We start from the raw sequence: 17,240 nt of genomic DNA on the forward strand, positions 1-17,240 counted from the left end.
GGGGCGGAATCAGATGCCTATTGGATAATAGACAATGAAGGCATGGAATTTGCCATTGGAGGGCTTAACTGTACAGCTGTAGACTATGCTAAAATTGGACAGCTATTTCTTGACAACGGTAATTGGAGAGGAAAACAAATAATTAAGTCCAGTTGGGTTAAGGCTTCAACGACACCTGATGCCCCTCATCTAATACCAGGTATAAGACATAATGCCAAGAGAAAAGAGGGATATGGCTACCAATGGTGGATTCCTCTTGCAGCAGAAGATGAATTTAACGCTCAAGGTATTTATACGCAATTTATATATGTAGACCCCGATAAGGACATGGTAATAGTAAAATTATCTTCCAATTACCATTTTAAGAATGATACCACAGGGTTCTTTCATGACCTTGAGATTGCACTTTACAGAACTATTGCTAATTCCTTATATAGACAAAAATTTTTATGTAACAATTAAACTTGAATAACCAGGGATTATGCAACATTGGATACAAAAAACTGAAATTAAAGAATGACTATTTGTATCAAGATATTAATTAATATAATAAAAAATAAGTAGATTGAATAAACATATTACTATTTACTATTATGTTGTTTGCATTTATTTCAAAAATCTTTTTTTGGATTACTCGGTTCAATAAAAGGTAAAAAAAATAAATTAAACAGGGTCGGACCTGTTGAAGTATATCCCAAATAAATTCCCCTTAAAATAAAAACTATCTAAAAAGCTAAGCTATTATTTATTTAAATTCAAGATTTAATTCTTTTAATAATTGCAATAATTGCTGCTATTGTAAGAAGTAAGGACATAATTCCAATAATGCATAACAAAACTACTATAATCCCACCAAGCACAGCTTCACCTTTAGGAATATCAGGGCTTGTACCTTTAATACTCTGTGTAGTTCCTCCAATAAGATGAGCAAACCCTATTGTTAAAAAAATGAAACTAATAAACCCTGAAATTAGAAGAATAACTACATTTAATAAAACAGGCTTATTTAATAGTGGATTTCTCATAACATTGTGTTCGCTTAACCTTAACAAGTTACAAAAAAAAATGACTAATTTTTTGAATTCATTTTTAGTACATTTAATAATTAATAAAATAAAATCATGATAGAACGCCCCTTTAAAGAAAAAGAAAAACTGCTATTCTTAATAAACTAAAAAAACATAAACTGCTTTAAAGTCTCCATGAGCCACTATTTTTATGAATGAAAGGTTATATTCTTAAAATTAGTCTATTTAACAATTAATTTCTCGACATTAATGTTAGTGTCCTGCTGAACTTTTACAAAATATATTCCCGTTTGAAATGCCGAAATATTTAAGGTCTCATCCTCCATCATTTTATCAAGCATCAATTTACCGAATGTATCATAAATTTTCACATTGACTGGATTATTATGTTCAACCCCTAATATCTTGACCATATCATTGTCTACCGGATTGGGTGTTAGTCGAATACTTTTTAAGCTATATTGTGCATTTGACAATGTATATGTGCCATTCGGATATGGGGGCGAGCATGCTGAATTGGGATCACATCCAATAAAAGCATCGTCCATTATATTCCATTCTGACAAAGTAAATGTAGTATTAGGCCCAAAGCCAGGGAGCCTGTAAGCCCATCCTCTTGAGTACTCCCAAGCCGTACCAAATCCATCAACGCCCAATGCTCCATATATATCTATTATCTCTCCATTGATATCTTCAAGTGTCACCGTGTCGTCCCCATTAATATAACCTACATAAGAATAAGGGTCTGTAGGATTATAACCAAAAAATGGCTGGAAATAAAAATCATCCTGCGCCAAAGTTATATAAGTCCCAGCGGTTAGAGGTGGGCTTAAATATGTAGATCCTATTACAGAATTATCTGGTCTAGTAGCTTTTACTATATAAGCATCTGTAGTAATATCATTTAACACATACAACTCAACAAGTCCTGAGTTTCTGTTGTCATATCCATGACCTAGTCCTGAAATAATGATTGATTGCGAAAAAACCTGTGCTGAATAAAAAATAAAAAAAAGAAGAATAGTAATTGTTTTCATAATAGCATTTGTGTTAGTTAAAAAATGTATTAAATACCTCAAATCATATCTTAAGTAGATAGTTAAGATATTTTGGGACTATTCACCATTAATATTTCCAGGAGAGAGAAAAACTGTATATCTAAATGATAACAGCTGCCGAAGCTACTCAAAAATAATCAATAAATATTTATTTTTCAAGTACTTAATTCATTTTTAGCGAAGAAAATATCTAGCGTAAAAAAGCCTCAACTTTAGTTGAAGCTTTTACACTTGGCAGTCAGTTTAAGACATGAAAAATTTTATAAATTTTATTTGACCACCAATCTTTTTGCCAATCTCCCTTTATTGGTTTCTATTTCCAGAAAGTAAATACCACTTTGTAAATTTTTGATACCGATTGTACTGGTTTTTACAGAATATAGATATTGCCCCTGCATGTTATAAATATTTACATTCTTCAATGACACATCCTTGTTAAATTGAATATTTAATATATTGTTAGTAGGGTTTGGATGTAATTTAAATAAAGAGTTTTTAGTTTCATAGCTATCTACTCCTAGAAGGTAGCTATTGGCTCTAGCGGCAACTGTAGATGCATCCATTACACCATCATATATATTGAATTCATCAATTTCTCCTTTAAAAGTTGGATCATCATTATATCCTGAATTACCTATTAACGCAAGTTCTGTTCCTATCGCAGACAAAGAATTACTACCTGTATAGTTAACCGGTGATCCTATCATAACACCATCAATATAATAGGCCATTTTAGTAGCATCAAGCGTTAAAACAATATGATGTAGCTGCCCGTCATTTAAAGCTGGTGCACCAGTTATTTTATCTTCATATACCCATGGGTCTCCAATATTTCCTGTTGTGGAAATTGCCGCTATGCCATTACTGTTTCCCGTAGTTCCCTGTGAGTAAACATAATCATACCCTTTCCATGTATTATTTGGGTCCCGATTACCAAAATAAAAAACTGATGCGTTACCATTGCCCCCGTTTGAAGCGTTGACAGTACTGGCAGTAATAAAAGCCTCTATGGTAATAGAAGTATAGGTATTAAGGGCTATGGCTTCAGCATCCAGACTTATAAATTCTCCAGTAAATTCGCCTTCCTCTAATACCGCTTTACCATCAACATATGTGACAGTACCATAACCTATACCATCAGCATTTCCCGTACTATCAAAAGGGGTACCATCATTAAAAGTGTAGGAGTGTATCAATGTTTGCGCATTAAATACTGTAGGACCAAGCAAGAAACTTGCTAAACATGCAACCTTTACTATAAGACTAGTGTTACTAATTAATTTTTCTAAATATTGTTTCATGTCTTAAAATGTTTTAGTTCAACATCATTCTTTACAAGTTTGCAATCCTTCAATTACCAATTTGGAAACTGAACAAGCATAACTCTAAACCCTGTAATTAAGGACTTCATAAAGTTTGTAAAAAACACTTGGTTTTACTAGTAGGTAGGTTGCAAAAACCTATAAACATGTTGCATGGACGGTTTTTAGTTAAGTATTCTATTTTATATCTTTAAAAATTATATGTTCCCATTTTATTTATGGAAAACGATAACACCAATATTGTTTCAAGAAATGAAGTCTTTTTGAAAAAGATTCGAGACATCATATTGGACAATTTGGAAAATGAAACGTTTGATGTTGTAGAACTATCACAGGCATCAGGATACAGCCGCTCGCAATTGTATCGTAAGATAAAGTCAATCTCCGGCAAAACCATCATTGATTTCATTAACTGTTTAAGACTTGAGGAAGCGTTAAACCTTTTGGTTAATGATGCCGGTAGTATTTCTGAAATTGCTTATAAGGTTGGATTCAATAGCCCAAATTACTTTAGCCGTATTTTCCATGAGAAATATGGTTGTGCCCCCACACAAATTAAGTGCCTGGTTGAGAAAGAAGGTAAGACGGCTATTTTAGAAAAGTTTGAGGTATCTTCAAATGGAGACATCAAAAAGAAAAAGCATCATTATGTGTTATGGACAATAGGCTTTGCAATTGTATTGTTAAGTGTTGTGGCCTATGTTAGTTTAAGCAACAACCAAATACCAAAACCTGTATTAAAACATTCTTACACCTTTGAGGATGGCACTGCCAAAGATGTTGTTGGTGACGCTCATGGTATCATAAAAGGCGATGGCGAGATAATTAATGGATTTTTTATAACCGATGAACAAGAAGAATATTTAGAATTACCAGGTGACAAAATAAAGATCAATAATTATCCTGAAATTACACTTGAGGCTTACCTAATGGCGAGTAAAAAAAATACTGGAACTCCACAGTCTGTGATTTCATACTTTGGAAATATTCAAGATAAAATTGGTGTAGATTTTATTTTCCAATCAATTTCACATTGGGAGACCAGTCTCATGGCTATGTCTTGTAAAAACTATTCAACTCCATGGGAAACTGATATTAAGATATCTAGCTATCCATTAAAAGATGACAAATATCATCACATTGTAACAACTTTTAACAACTATAATCTCAAATTATATATTGATGGCAACTTGGTTGGACAAGCTTTCAAGCATAATGAAGATAATACCATCGTGAATTTAAGTAATGAACTTGCCTTTTTATGTAAATCAGGTTTTACAGATCATAATACTTGGTTGGGAGCCATCGACGCCTTTAATATTTATAAAGGGATTTTGGATGCTGAAACCATTGCGAGTTCAGCAAAAACGTATTTAGAAAACAGTGATTATAGTCGTGTCCCAGAACAACTTAAAAAAAAGTCTCAATTTTAGTTGAAGCTTTTCTAATTGGCGGTTAATTTAAGACATGAAAAAATTATTTAACTACCAGTTTTTTTGTAGCCTTGCCTTGATGAGTTTCAATCTCCATAACATACAACCCGCTTTGTAGGTTTTGAACATCCACTCTAGGTGACTTTACAGAGAATAAATATTGGCCCTGTATATTATAGACACTGGCTCGTTTTAATTGCAAACCAGTGTTCATATCAATAATCAAATAATCTTTAGCAGGGTTTGGATATAAGGCAAAGTCATCAATTTCAAACTCATCGGTGCTTAAACTGGAACAATCCAAACCACCATCGGCAATGGCCCAGTTATAGGAATTTATCATATTGTTTCTGCTCGACTCACCAATGCAATAAGTGCTGTTGCCTCCATTAAAATAAACATCGGTTTGTAATGATGGCAGTGCGTTCCAACCCATGAGCAAGGCATCGTAATTAGATGTGGAGAGGCCAGCCCCCTCAAACATATTATACATATTTATCACGTTGCCTACATCCCAATTGCCGATATTCTGATTGAAATTTGTTGCCCCCTCAAACATATTATACATATATATCACGTTGCCTACATCCCAATTGCCGATATCTTGATTAAAACTGACGGCTGATGAAAACATAAGAGACATATGGGTTACTTGACTCACATCCCAATTGCCGATATTCTGGTCGAAATTTGTTGCCCCATAAAACATACCCCACATATCAGTCACTTGACTCACATCCCAATTGCCCAAGTTTTGATTAAAATATTGGGCTCCATAAAACATTTCGCCCATAGATAAAACATTACTTACGTCCCAATTGCCTATATCCTGGTTGAAATTGATTTTTGATTCCCAAGAAGCACCCCCAATAAACGGATCATCATAACCCCCAAACATACCATACATACTGGTCACATTGCTTACGTCCCAGTTGCCGATGTCTTGATTAAAATTTGTTGCAGCTGTAAACATATAGGTCATATCGGTCACATGGCTCACATCCCAATTGCCGATATCCTGATTAAAGCTATCGGCCCAATAAAACATACTACTCATGTCAGTCACATGGCTCACATCCCAATTGCCTATATTCTGATTGAAATTTTCAGCATGGCTAAACATCCTTGACATATCAGTCACATTGCCCACATCCCAGTTGCCAATATATTGGTTGAAACTACTGGCACTTGCGAACATATAAGACATATCGGTTACATTGCCCACGTCCCAACTGCCAATATCTTGGTTGAAACTACGGGCACTTGCGAACATATAAGACATATCGAAGACATTGGAGAGGTCTGGTATATCGGTTGCGTTTATGACTAAATTATAACAACCAGCAAAAGCATGGTTCATGGAGTTCCAAAGGATGGCCCCCCATTGTTCTACTGATAATAATTTTGCTCTATCACTAGTATAGTTAAAGTAAATACGTGGGAAACTGCCCCGTATGGCCACCGTATAAGTACCTGAAACACCATAATCATGGGTGATATCGCCTGTAACCCCAAAATCATCAAAGGTTCCATCGTTTTCCCAGTCCACATCATAATTGTAGCCTCCACCTGTGGTTGGAATGGTAATGGAGGTTGTGTTTGAAACTCCATAGTTATCAGTTTTCCAAGTCGTAATAAATTCCGTTTGTGAAAAAGCAGGGTTGAAGACAAAAAGTAAAATGCCATAGCCTAATAATTTTGATTTCATGTTGGATGGATCAATGCCTTTTATAAAGCCAACATCCATAAGGATAAAAAGGCTGAATCGATAAATTAAACAGAATAATGTTTTCATAGGTCATCATATTAAATTAGACATATTTTAAAATTTAGCTAACCGTTACATTTACCAATGGATATGAGCTAAAGCGCTCTATTAAAAGTACTGGCTGTCCTAAATTATCCATAATGGAAAATTTGGACCATATTCTTAAAATTAGTTCAGGAAAGACTAGTATAAAGTTTGTAAAAATCGCTTGATTTAACTCGTACGAATGTTGCAAAGACCTATAATATTTACACCTCATCATTCGAACTATTAAACTTCAATTTATGAATCTATAATAATGTTGCATAAATCTATAAACTTGTTGCATGTCAGGTTTTTGGTTTAGTTTTCTATTTTATATCTTTAACAATTACATGTTTCAGTTTCATTTATGAAAAACAATAACACCAACATCGTTTCAAGAAACGAAGCCTTTTTGAAAAAGATTCGAGACATTGTATTGAAAAACCTGGAGAACGAAACCTTTGGTGTTGTGGAATTATCAAAGGAATCAGGCTACAGCCGCTCCCAACTGTATCGTAAAATCAAGTCCATCTCCGGTAAATCCATCATTGATTTCATTAACTGTTTAAGACTTGAAGAAGCTTTAAAACTTTTGGTCAATGATGCCGGTAGTATTTCTGAAATTGCTTATAAGGCTGGATTCAATAGCCCCAATTATTTTAGTCGCACTTTTAACAAAAAATACGGCCATGCCCCAACTGAAATAAAAGAAATGGTGGCCAAAGAAGGCAAGGTCGCTGTTCTGGAAAAGTTTGGTGGTGTTGCTAAAGGAGAAATCAAAAAGAAAAAGCGTCTTAATATCTTTCTACTTGCAGGTTTTGGAATTGTGGCGTTGGCAATTACAATATTTCTAAATTTTAACAATCATCCTGAACAGCTAAAACCGGTTTTAAAGCATTCGTACACCTTTGATGATGGCACTGGCAATGATGTAGTGGGAGCCGCTCACGGTACCTTAAAGGAAGGTGTTAAGATTAGCAATGGACTGTCATGGACTTTTAAAGAGGGGCAATATATAGATTTGCCCGCCGACAATATAAAGATCAATGAATATTCTTCCATTACATTAGAAGCATTTTTATGGGCAGGTAAAGGGAATGGAACTTTCACGATGATTTCATTCTTTGGAAACACTTTTGGTGCTTTCGGTGTAGATTACGTCTTTCAATCAATAAAAACCAGATATAATAGTGCCACAGGTATTTCATGTATGAATTACGAAAAACCATGGGAAACGGCTACTAGGGTAGTTGCAAATCCTGATTTACAAGATGGTAAATTCCATCATATTGTAACCACTTATGACAACGTTGAGCTCAAATACTATATGGATGGATCTTTAGTTGGCATTCAACAAAACAATTACCCTGAAGCAAATATCATTGAAAACCTAAGCAATGATTTTGCCTATTTATTTAAGTCCGGATTTCCAGGTGATGAGACCTGGATAGGTGCCATTGATACGTTTAATATTTATGAAGGTGTTTTGGATGCTGAAACCATTGCTAAAACAGCCAAAAAGTATAAAGAAAACAGTGATTATAATCGCATTCCCAAAGAAATAGCGGAAAGAATAGATAATATCTCTAATTAAGCAGTAATTTAAAACAAAAAGCATCCCAATCTTATAAAAAAGAAAGCTTCATAACGGTAAATTCAAAATAGGTTTTAAAATTTTGCCATAATATACCAACTCACTACCAGAACATTTTCTTAAGAAAGGGCATCTGTATGTATTGTTACGTTTCTTTTTTTAAAGCTTTTAAGTATAGTTTATTACCTATTTCCAATTCGTCCAACAACTCCTTTCTTTTTCTTTTAAGTTTAAATATGAGTTTATGTTGATTTAGGTTTAATTGATAATATCTTGCCTTTTCCTTGAAGAGATAAAAATTCTTAATGTAATTTAAAGTAAATAATCCTGCTGGGTAAAGAGAAAATAAAAAAACAAACGCATATACTTTGTGTATATACATGGCAAATAAAATAGTTTCAATACCATAGAAAAGCAAAAAGATAAACATCCCAAATGCAACCTTCATAGAGCCAACAAAATCTTTGCGAACAACTATTTTTTTTGATAAAAATTCTGAAATCCTGTAAGGAATAATATTTAAAACATAACCATAAAAGAACAATGGAAACCCTAATGTAAAATAAATAAAGTTAGACCAAAACTGAAGTCTAATTTTAACAGGTCCAAAATTTTTGTCTCGAAGCTTTATGCGTTCTAGACCTTTTAGATAACTGTTTATTTTTATCTCAAATTCGGATGTCTCTTTAGGTCTTTTATTTAAATTGTAAGCTACTGCTTTAACAATCTCCTTGGACAATGAAAATTTTTGGACAGCACTATCATCTAAATCATTTACATCATTTAATTCGCTGCTATAAAGTAATTCAATCTGCTTAGTAAGCTTATCCAATCGTTCACTCTCCGCGATAACCACTAAATTCTCAAGGCTTTTTTTAATTTTAGCTGTAAGTTGTATAACCGCTTGTTTTGAATTTTCATCATAAACACGATTAAAATCTGAAACTTTTATTGGCGAACCTATATTAATAAATACATGACTTCTAAAATGATGGGGGTTTGTATAATTAATCCCAATTGGTATAATTTTTAAATTGATTTGAAAACTATTTTGACTTTCCGTTCCCAAAGCAATGCGAGCCGCTCCAGTTTTAATCTTTCTTAGTTTACGTTCTGTTTTACTAATCCCTTCCGGAAAGATCATTATTGATTTTCCAGCTTTGAGGTAATCAAAACAGCTCTGAAAAACTTCCTCATTTTTATAAATTTCCTCAGGGGTAATATCTGGCCGATATATAGGAATCATATTAAACCTTTTAAATATCCAGGAAATAAGTTTGTGTTTAAATGATTCCCCTCTAGCCAAGAAATACAAAGTTCGCTTTAAATGGACTGCCAATAATATAGGGTCCATAAAAGCACTATTATGATTTGCCACAAAAATTACTGGGCCTGAGTTAGGAATTTGATCAGCCCCTTTAATGTAAATGGACCTAAAATACCCCTTGACAGTAAGGTAAAACAACCATTTAAATAACTGATACAACACAATCAATTGTTTAGATTAAAACATATCTCTGGCCAAATTTTAAGACTAAGGAGCTATTGCTGCAAATTGAAGAGTTTTATTTACAATATTGACCTTACCATAAAGATATTGATAAAATTACCTTAAACAAAGAACCATACAGAGATTACTAAGCAAAACGGTCTGGATAAGATATAAAACATTTTATATGCTTTATTTGACCACCAGCTTTTTTGTTGCCTTTCCCTGTTCGGTAACGATTTCAGCAAAATAAAGACCGCGAGATAGCGATTTGATATCAACTGAATATTCGAATGATGAAAACAGAAACTGACCCAAATTATTATAAAGACTGACCTTCTCTAATTCCATTCCTTCCTTTAAAACAATTGTAAACTTGTCTTGTGTTGGATTTGGAAATAAATTGAAATTAGATTGTATAAACCTTTCAGTTGCTAAAACACCCGACATGTCAAAAATACGAACATCACCGGAATTCGCACCGTTCCCATCATTGTCGTAGGATCCAACAGCCAATCTATTTCCATCTGATGATAAGCTCACACAATATCCGGATTGATCGCTAGCGGCTTCTCCATTAATATCACTACCAGCAAGATTCCAAGAATTGGAGCCCTGATTGTACTGATAAACACTTGCCCTCCCTGAACGATAGCCCGCAGTACTGTCGTAATTTGCGCCAATGGCCACAATATTGCCACTGGATGATAAAGACACACTATAACCTGCTTGGTCACCAATATTACCATAAATATCACTGCCTAACTTAAGCCACATATTACTGCCCATATCATACCTTAACACACGTACTTGACCCGACGTATTGCCCCCACCGCTATTGAATGGCGTTCCTATGGCTACCGTTTTTCCGTCTGAGGACAAAGACACACTATGACCAGATCGGTCACTAGAATTATCCCCGTTAATACGATTACCTAAGGGATTCCAACTATTACTGCCCATATCATATTCAAAAACAAGTACCTGACCAGCATTACTTCCTCCTGCATCATTGTATATCGATCCAATCGCAACGATATTACCATTAGATGACAAACTTACGGCTCCTCCCATGTTATCACCATTTGCCTGACCATTTATATCACTACCCTTTTGGTTCCACATATTGGTCCCCATATCATACTGAAACACACGCACCTGACCCGAATTGCTCGGAACATTATCATTATATATTGCACCGGCTGCCATAACGTTACCATCTGAGGATAAAGCAACGCTAATACCAAACCAATCACCTGCGGCTTCTCCAAAAAGTTCATTGCCTAGAACATTCCAACTATCGGTACCCATATCATATTCAAAAACACGTACCTGGCCAGAACTATCTCCATTGCCATCATTACCTCTGGCACCAATGGCCACTCTACTGCCATCAGCAGATAAAGACACACTGGCACCTGCGGCATCGCCTGTTAACGATCCATCAATATTGGCGCCCAGTTGTACCCACATATTGGTTCCATTATCAAATTGGAAAACACGCACATGCCCTGAATCCACATGAAAAGGAGAACCAAGTGCAATTATGCTGCCGTCAGAAGAAATGCTAATCCTATATCCTTCGTGATCACTAGCAGCTTCACCATAAATAATGTTGCCTACAAGGGATTGTCCAAAAACTGTAAGAGAAAAACATAAAAAAGGGGCTAACTTTAAAAATAGAGAAGATTTCATGATTTTTAATTTAGTTAGACTTATTAAAGTTAGTGATAAATACCGAAATTTTTGTGATTTTTTTAAACAAATATCACTGGCTATGAGATAATTACATATTAAAAACAAAAAAGTATCCCAATTCCGAAACATCCGAAAAGAAAAGCATTCTATTGGATACCAAATGTTGCTTTGGTAAACTACATCACGCCTTAGGCGTGAACAACACAACTACTTTTACTTGCCAAAAAAAGCCCTAATCTCTTAGAGCTTTTAGCAATTTTGCGGTCTGGACGGGACTCGAGACTATATTAACAATCATTCCTTATTAAGTTTATTGACAAGCGCAATAAACCTTGGCTTAGACTTAAATGTCTTTAATATAATATCATTTTCGGCTATTAGAGTATTCTTTAGAAAGCATTGATTGAATTTACAATAAAAAAACCACCCAAGTACTTGGGTGGTTTTTTTAATTGATTTAGTCTTATTCCATTGGTAATAATTCTATAGTTCCAACGTCTGAAATCTCTCCAACTGCCACAACAATCTCATCAGACTCATATGGCTCATAACCCTCAATGGATATTTTAAGCTTATAGCTTCCTGCCCCTAATCCTTGTATTAAAAAATTGCCAAATTCATCGGTCATAGTGTCTGTTACCATCACATCATCTAATGTGTAAACTTCTACGGTTACATTTTCCTTAGCTACGGGAGATTCTTCTATAGTCTCCACAACCATGCCATTAATGGAACCTGAATTAACTTCGGCGTTTACTCTAATTACCGGTTTTAAGTTATACATCCCTGTTGTCCCAGCTTTAACTATCGACTCCGATACAATCCAATCTAATATAAACGTATATGAGAAGCCCGCTTGCAATTCTTCATTTAAATTCAATTTCAGACCAGATTGTAAAGCGCTAGGGGTGTCAAGATGGATTGGTTCGCTTGGTTCTGCATTTTCTCCTTCCATAACCAAGGTATTGTTTTCGCTTAACACCAATCTTATTTGTTTTAACATTCCCGCTGGAACAATCTGGTCCGACAACAAAAGGTTATTTCCTCCCACCAATTCGGTTAAATCCACATTGATTGGATACCCGCCTTCAGGCGTGAAACTCTCCCAACCTTCCTCGCCATCTGAAATATTATATTGGATATCAATAATCTCAACATTAACTTCCAAATAATCACCTGGTTCATCCACCAGTCTTAATTGTACTCTTGCCGTTTTATCATTATTGCTATCACAGCTTTGAATCAAACACAAACCAATTACTGCAACCCCTAAAATCAGGGTTGTTTTTAAATTTTTCAATTTCATATTTTTCTTTTTTTAGTTGCCTTAAAATAACCATGCATTATTCTTAAAACCAAAAAATCACTGCTTTTTTCGTTGAATCACCCCCATAAAACAAAATATTTATCGTTGAATGGCACACAAACCAGCAACTTCAATAACTTATGGATACAAAAAAACATACTGATCTTAAATCATGGAAAATCAAACTATTTCAAAATAAATTTTGTAACTTACTATACTATTAACTTCAACTTAGAAGTCATTGGAATAGCTATTCCCCACAATCTTCACTTTAATCCAATTGCTTCTAAGCATAAAATTATATTACTATGAAAAAATTATTAAGACAGATGAATTATGCCCTATGGGCATTGGTGCTAGGCTCTATGCTAATGGGGTGTAGTAATGAAACACTATTGGAACCTGTGGACGATTCCTTAAATCTTTCACAAAGTGCCAAGTCAAGTTCGAAAAAGGCCATGAAAATGGTGTACACGACCTCATTAAGAGGTGAAAATGAAGTGCCCGAAAAAGAAACAAATGCTTCTGGCAATTGTATTGTATCTATGGATCATGATGGGGCTTCTATCCATTTTAAATTAATTGTGGCCAACATTAACGATGTTATTGGCGCTCACTTTCACTGGGCTCCTGCAGGAGAAAACGGTCCAGTAGTAATTGCGCTTTATGGCGGTGATCCAGCTGGACGAATGAATGGCATCCTAGCTCAAGGCATGAAAACCAAAGACAACTTGGTTGGACCATTGGCAGGTATGGAAATGAGTGCTTTTATAAATGCTTTAAGAAATGGCGAAATCTATGTAAATGTGCATACTTCAGCAAATCCCCCTGGCGAAATTAGAGGCCAATTTTAAGTTTTTTTCTAACTAGAAACACATCACAAACACCCACCCAAAATATTTGGAGTGGGTGTTGTTGTCATTGTTAAATACCGTTAAATCAAATGAACGGGCATTGAAAGTTGCTCCTTCAAAACTTATATAAGCCTGCTGATAACTCTTGGATATTTTACCTTCATTATGATATTCGAAATAATACAACTCTCCGCTAAAATTATCTAAATAAACATATTTAAATCTTCCATTTTCGTTTACATAAAACCCCTCCAATGAGGGGTTCAATACACTTACTTATTATTAATCCCAATTCTTTATGAGGTTGCCTTCTGAATCAAGAAACATCACTCTTCTCCATATTACACGCTTATAGAAATATTGATTTTTCATTAATTTCTTTGTTTCATTCCAACCTTCTTCCGGTAAATCAACATCTGTATTCCATGAATCATAAATATCGCTCATGTTTTTATAGGCATCAACTGTATAGCAGTTCCACTTATAACCATCACCTCGTGGGTTTATGACTGAGGCAGAGTACCAGAACACTTGTTTAGTGTTCTTTTTTGTGATATGTTCTTCAAAAAACGGCTTCCAATATTTATCCTGTACATCCAGAAAAGCATCTACATCGGTGGCTTTCGCATAATTATGCACTAAATAATTCCAATCGTTATTATTAGTAAAAACAGACGATCTCCTACTAAACAATACATTCGCTACTCTAAACTTCTTTTGTTTGAGTCGTTCGTCAATTAGTACCAGTTTTTCTTTATCCATTTTACTTCTCACTTCTTTTTCAGCTTCTGGCCAAACTTTATACAAATTGTCAAGATTTTCTAAAGAACCTATACCTATGTAAAAGTAAACATTGGGCTCAGATTCTAAACCTCCAACTCTTGTTTGCACCGACCATGCTTTTAATTGACCTTTCTTAATAAGGACTGCATGAATCTTACTCCAATACATGGCTTCATTTGCCATAAAAACTTCCATTTCGTCAGCTGGAACATGTCTGTAATCATAGGCAAATACACCATTCTGTGAACTCATATTTGAGATTCCAAATAAAACAAGGGCAATGAATACTAATTTTTTCATAATGTTTGGTTTTAATTATACAATTAGTTAGTGAATAAACATTAAAACAATTGAGGCTTTAACCAAACACAAATGACATGAAGTAAAGAGGCGAATATTAGATTTCTCTCTATTTAACAATTTCCTATAAAAATAGTAAATAAAAGAATTGGTTATACCATAATATTAAACTTCTTACAAATAAAAAAGCCTCAATTTTAGTTGAAGCTTTTCTAATTGGCGGTTAATTTAAGACATGAAAAAATTATTTAACCACCAGTTTTTTTACCACGGTCCCTCTTTCCGATAAGGCTTTAACGATATACACCCCTCTGGCAAGATCATTTATTGAAATGGTCTCAAAATTTGAGTTTACCTCTTTTACTTTTTGTCCAGCAATGGAGTAAAATTCAATTTTATCGAGACTAACAACCGAATTCACTGTTAGTACATCAATCACCGGATTGGGATAAAAATTTACTTCTATAGAAGCTTTTTCTTCTGCATTTAATCTTGATAAACTAATTTCCTTGACTCCCGTAAATTGGTGGGCCGTATAAGGCACCCTAAAATTAGGCTCTATTATTATCCCATATCCCAATTCTGTGGTTACAGGAGCCGAGCCCACATTTAAAGTAAGGGTAATATTTCCGTTTAGTACTTCTCCATCAGAGACGGATATTCCAGATACATTATTTCTTAAGAAAACCCATTTCACATCTTCTGGATTGTTACTCGCACACCCAAAGGTTTGATTACAGAATTCTTCCCAAGAGGGCTCGTCGTTGCAAAATCGGGGGCCATAGTCATCTTCTGGGATAAGTTCTAAAATGCCTTTGGAAGAGCCTCCCATACTACTTGAATATTCAAAAACACCTGTTAGGTTATTATTGTTCTCTAAATCCCAAACTTTGGGAGCTAACAATGCAATGTGAAATGATCCTGAATTTGCCTCCGCAACAAGAGTCGCATCTATAGTCACATTAACAGTAGAGCCCGCTTCAAATGTTGAAGGTTCATTTACCCAATTAATGGTCAAGCTGCACATAGTAAACAGAAATGATGCAAAAAGCAATACAATCCATTTTGTTAAGTTGTTTTTCAAAACATGTAATATTTTTTTCATTTTTATAAATTTTAGATTAGAAGAATGTTTTACTTCAAGTTTATCAAAAATCAATAGGTCTTATTTAACGACCAGTTTCTTGGTGGTCATGCCCTGATTGGTCTCAATCTCCATAACATACATACCACTTTGTAGGTTTTGAATATCTACTTTGTGTGACTTTATAGAGAATATATATTGTCCCTGTATATTATATAGATTAACCTGTTTCAATTCTAAACCACTATCTAAATAAATATTAAAATAATCTTTTGCGGGATTTGGATAAAGGCGTGCAGTTTGGTTAATGACGTGCTTATCCAGCCCAAGCACTTCGTTAATGCTCCATCCCAAATCTTTCAATGCCCCTAATAATATTGGCCCAGGTATTTGAATCGCATCGCTAGGGTTGGAAAAAGGCGTAAAAAGTTCGTTATCTGATCCAACAGGAAATGTATCTTCATCAAAGTGATGCATAGAAGAGCTAAGTGTCCAAACCGCAGGAGCATAAATTTTCGGGTTTTCACCACCATTGGCAGCTTTTGCATTAGTACCTGAAAAATAAATATCGTTGGATTGAATTTCCGCTGCAAGTGCAGTTGTTTGGTTTGGAAAGATTGACGAGTCAGCAATGTTCTGCCCTAATCCATTCACTAAAAAATTATCCCATACAGTAGGGGCTCCCGGTTCAAAATTTACAGTAAAAGAAGTTGGAAGAGGAATATCCGATACGGTTATCATTCCAAAAGACCCCAATCCATTTTCAACCTTTGCAAATGACACTCCCCCTAAACCATGAGCAATCTCATGCATGAAAACCGTAACAAAATCAAATTGTGCTCCACTTGGGGAGCCATCTAATCCAAAATACCAATTAGTTGAACTATTCATATAAATATCCATATCAAATTCACCTGCATTTAACTCCGTGCCTGAAATAGCATTTGCCAAACTTGTGTTATATGTAACAGTTGGATTTGGAGCACCTGTAAAATCGTTGCGAATATTGGATAAGCAAACACCATTAGTTCCCCCATCCCCTAAATCAGTAAATATAACATTGACCTTAATTGGGATTGTTGAATTTAAATATTGACTCCAAATGTCTGTAGCGTAATCAATAGCATTATCCATCTGAATAGTTGTACCATTGGTAGTAACCGTGAACGTACTTTGCCCCATAGTTCCAAAAGGTAGCCAGAGTAATAAAACGTATAGTATTTTTTTCATTTTTGGTTAATTTTCGATTGAAGAATGTCCTATCCTAAAGTTTGTAAAAAATCACTTATCATGAATGCACCCAAGTTGCAAATACCTATACTATTTAAACATGTGCTTACAATTCAGAAGGCTTACATTTTATCTGCTTGCACTCATGTTGCATAAACCTATCACCATGTTGCATAAAGTAGTTTGATATCATTTTCCGTGTATTTTGCACAAACTATAAGACTCCATTAAGGAAGCCTTTTCACTATCAAAAAATATTAAAAGCTTAG

General features: G+C 34.7%; 15 protein-coding genes. 4 read left to right on the forward strand and 11 right to left on the reverse strand.

Going from position 1 to position 17,240, the window contains the following annotated elements; translation table 11 throughout:
• The coding region (locus ACB104_RS15760) for a serine hydrolase (RefSeq protein WP_370480277.1) at positions 1-462 on the forward strand (462 nt) is incomplete at its 5' end.
• A gap of 293 nt (positions 463-755) precedes the next feature.
• On the opposite strand, the gene ACB104_RS15765 is transcribed toward ACB104_RS15760, so the two are convergent.
• From ACB104_RS15765 to ACB104_RS15775, 3 genes are all read right to left on the reverse strand, one after another.
• Positions 756-1,025 (reverse strand): hypothetical protein, encoded by a 270-nt coding sequence (locus ACB104_RS15765; RefSeq protein ID WP_370480279.1) that lies wholly within the window; start codon positions 1,023-1,025, stop codon positions 756-758.
• Positions 1,026-1,249: 224 nt separating this feature from the next.
• Positions 1,250-2,107 carry a T9SS type A sorting domain-containing protein gene (locus ACB104_RS15770; RefSeq protein WP_370480281.1) on the reverse strand — a complete coding sequence of 286 codons (858 nt, stop codon included), beginning with the start codon at positions 2,105-2,107 and terminating at the stop codon, positions 1,250-1,252.
• Positions 2,108-2,355: 248 nt separating this feature from the next.
• Positions 2,356-3,387, reverse strand: coding sequence for a T9SS type A sorting domain-containing protein (locus ACB104_RS15775; protein WP_370480283.1), 1,032 nt, complete (start codon positions 3,385-3,387; stop codon positions 2,356-2,358).
• A gap of 239 nt (positions 3,388-3,626) precedes the next feature.
• Between ACB104_RS15775 and ACB104_RS15780 the strand changes: the two genes are divergently transcribed.
• Entirely contained in the window at positions 3,627-4,841 is a 1,215-nt protein-coding gene (locus ACB104_RS15780) for a helix-turn-helix domain-containing protein (RefSeq protein ID WP_370480285.1), read from the forward strand.
• A 43-nt stretch (positions 4,842-4,884) separates the two neighbouring features.
• On the opposite strand, the gene ACB104_RS15785 is transcribed toward ACB104_RS15780, so the two are convergent.
• The gene (locus ACB104_RS15785) at positions 4,885-6,636 is read right to left on the reverse strand and encodes a BspA family leucine-rich repeat surface protein (protein ID WP_370480287.1); all 1,752 of its coding nucleotides are present in this window, start codon (positions 6,634-6,636) and stop codon (positions 4,885-4,887) included.
• Positions 6,637-7,000: 364 nt separating this feature from the next.
• Here ACB104_RS15785 and ACB104_RS15790 point away from each other — a divergent pair, with 364 nt between their 5' ends.
• On the forward strand, positions 7,001-8,227 hold the full coding sequence (locus ACB104_RS15790) for a helix-turn-helix domain-containing protein (RefSeq protein WP_370480289.1): 1,227 nt from the start codon (positions 7,001-7,003) through the stop codon (positions 8,225-8,227).
• 145 nt (positions 8,228-8,372) lie between these two features.
• Here the strand turns inward: ACB104_RS15790 and ACB104_RS15795 are convergent, their stop codons facing one another.
• The 3 genes from ACB104_RS15795 to ACB104_RS15805 all read right to left on the reverse strand — a co-directional run bounded on the left by ACB104_RS15795 (position 8,373) and on the right by ACB104_RS15805 (position 12,720).
• Positions 8,373-9,716 (reverse strand): lysophospholipid acyltransferase family protein, encoded by a 1,344-nt coding sequence (locus ACB104_RS15795; protein WP_370480291.1) that lies wholly within the window; start codon positions 9,714-9,716, stop codon positions 8,373-8,375.
• Between the two features lie 192 nt (positions 9,717-9,908).
• On the reverse strand, positions 9,909-11,411 hold the full coding sequence (locus ACB104_RS15800) for a T9SS type A sorting domain-containing protein (RefSeq protein WP_370480293.1): 1,503 nt from the start codon (positions 11,409-11,411) through the stop codon (positions 9,909-9,911).
• A gap of 466 nt (positions 11,412-11,877) precedes the next feature.
• Positions 11,878-12,720 carry a DUF4382 domain-containing protein gene (locus tag ACB104_RS15805; protein WP_370480295.1) on the reverse strand — a complete coding sequence of 281 codons (843 nt, stop codon included), beginning with the start codon at positions 12,718-12,720 and terminating at the stop codon, positions 11,878-11,880.
• A 308-nt stretch (positions 12,721-13,028) separates the two neighbouring features.
• On the opposite strand from ACB104_RS15805, the gene ACB104_RS15810 reads away from it, so the two are divergent.
• A complete protein-coding gene (locus ACB104_RS15810) occupies positions 13,029-13,574 on the forward strand; it encodes a CHRD domain-containing protein (protein ID WP_370480297.1) in 546 nt (181 codons plus the stop codon).
• Positions 13,575-13,586: 12 nt separating this feature from the next.
• Here ACB104_RS15810 and ACB104_RS15815 read toward each other — a convergent pair whose 3' ends face one another.
• The 4 genes from ACB104_RS15815 to ACB104_RS15830 all read right to left on the reverse strand — a co-directional run bounded on the left by ACB104_RS15815 (position 13,587) and on the right by ACB104_RS15830 (position 16,971).
• Positions 13,587-13,841, reverse strand: coding sequence for a hypothetical protein (locus ACB104_RS15815; protein ID WP_370480299.1), 255 nt, complete (start codon positions 13,839-13,841; stop codon positions 13,587-13,589).
• Between the two features lie 15 nt (positions 13,842-13,856).
• A complete protein-coding gene (locus ACB104_RS15820; RefSeq protein WP_370480300.1) occupies positions 13,857-14,657 on the reverse strand; it encodes a hypothetical protein in 801 nt (266 codons plus the stop codon).
• A 244-nt stretch (positions 14,658-14,901) separates the two neighbouring features.
• Positions 14,902-15,762, reverse strand: coding sequence for a DUF4961 domain-containing protein (locus ACB104_RS15825; protein ID WP_370480302.1), 861 nt, complete (start codon positions 15,760-15,762; stop codon positions 14,902-14,904).
• Between the two features lie 60 nt (positions 15,763-15,822).
• Positions 15,823-16,971: a T9SS type A sorting domain-containing protein gene (locus tag ACB104_RS15830; RefSeq protein WP_370480304.1), complete on the reverse strand. Its 1,149-nt coding sequence runs from the start codon at positions 16,969-16,971 to the stop codon at positions 15,823-15,825.
• Positions 16,972-17,240 lie beyond the last annotated feature (269 nt).

Source organism: Tamlana flava, assembly GCF_041287255.1.
GTDB classification, from domain to species: domain Bacteria; phylum Bacteroidota; class Bacteroidia; order Flavobacteriales; family Flavobacteriaceae; genus Tamlana; species Tamlana flava.

Excerpts from the sequence above, each read along its gene's own strand:
- ACB104_RS15820 (WP_370480300.1), bottom strand. The coding sequence starts at position 14,657 with ATGAAAAAATTAGTATTCATTGCCCTTGTTTTATTTGGAATCTCAAAT.
- ACB104_RS15830 (WP_370480304.1), bottom strand. The coding sequence starts at position 16,971 with ATGAAAAAAATACTATACGTTTTATTACTCTGGCTACCTTTTGGAACT.
- ACB104_RS15775 (WP_370480283.1), bottom strand. The coding sequence starts at position 3,387 with ATGAAACAATATTTAGAAAAATTAATTAGTAACACTAGTCTTATAGTA.
- ACB104_RS15825 (WP_370480302.1), bottom strand. The coding sequence starts at position 15,762 with ATGAAAAAAATATTACATGTTTTGAAAAACAACTTAACAAAATGGATT.
- ACB104_RS15790 (WP_370480289.1), top strand. The coding sequence starts at position 7,001 with ATGAAAAACAATAACACCAACATCGTTTCAAGAAACGAAGCCTTTTTG.
- ACB104_RS15785 (WP_370480287.1), bottom strand. The coding sequence starts at position 6,636 with ATGAAAACATTATTCTGTTTAATTTATCGATTCAGCCTTTTTATCCTT.
- ACB104_RS15780 (WP_370480285.1), top strand. The coding sequence starts at position 3,627 with ATGGAAAACGATAACACCAATATTGTTTCAAGAAATGAAGTCTTTTTG.
- ACB104_RS15810 (WP_370480297.1), top strand. The coding sequence starts at position 13,029 with ATGAAAAAATTATTAAGACAGATGAATTATGCCCTATGGGCATTGGTG.
- ACB104_RS15800 (WP_370480293.1), bottom strand. The coding sequence starts at position 11,411 with ATGAAATCTTCTCTATTTTTAAAGTTAGCCCCTTTTTTATGTTTTTCT.
- ACB104_RS15765 (WP_370480279.1), bottom strand. The coding sequence starts at position 1,025 with ATGAGAAATCCACTATTAAATAAGCCTGTTTTATTAAATGTAGTTATT.
- ACB104_RS15805 (WP_370480295.1), bottom strand. The coding sequence starts at position 12,720 with ATGAAATTGAAAAATTTAAAAACAACCCTGATTTTAGGGGTTGCAGTA.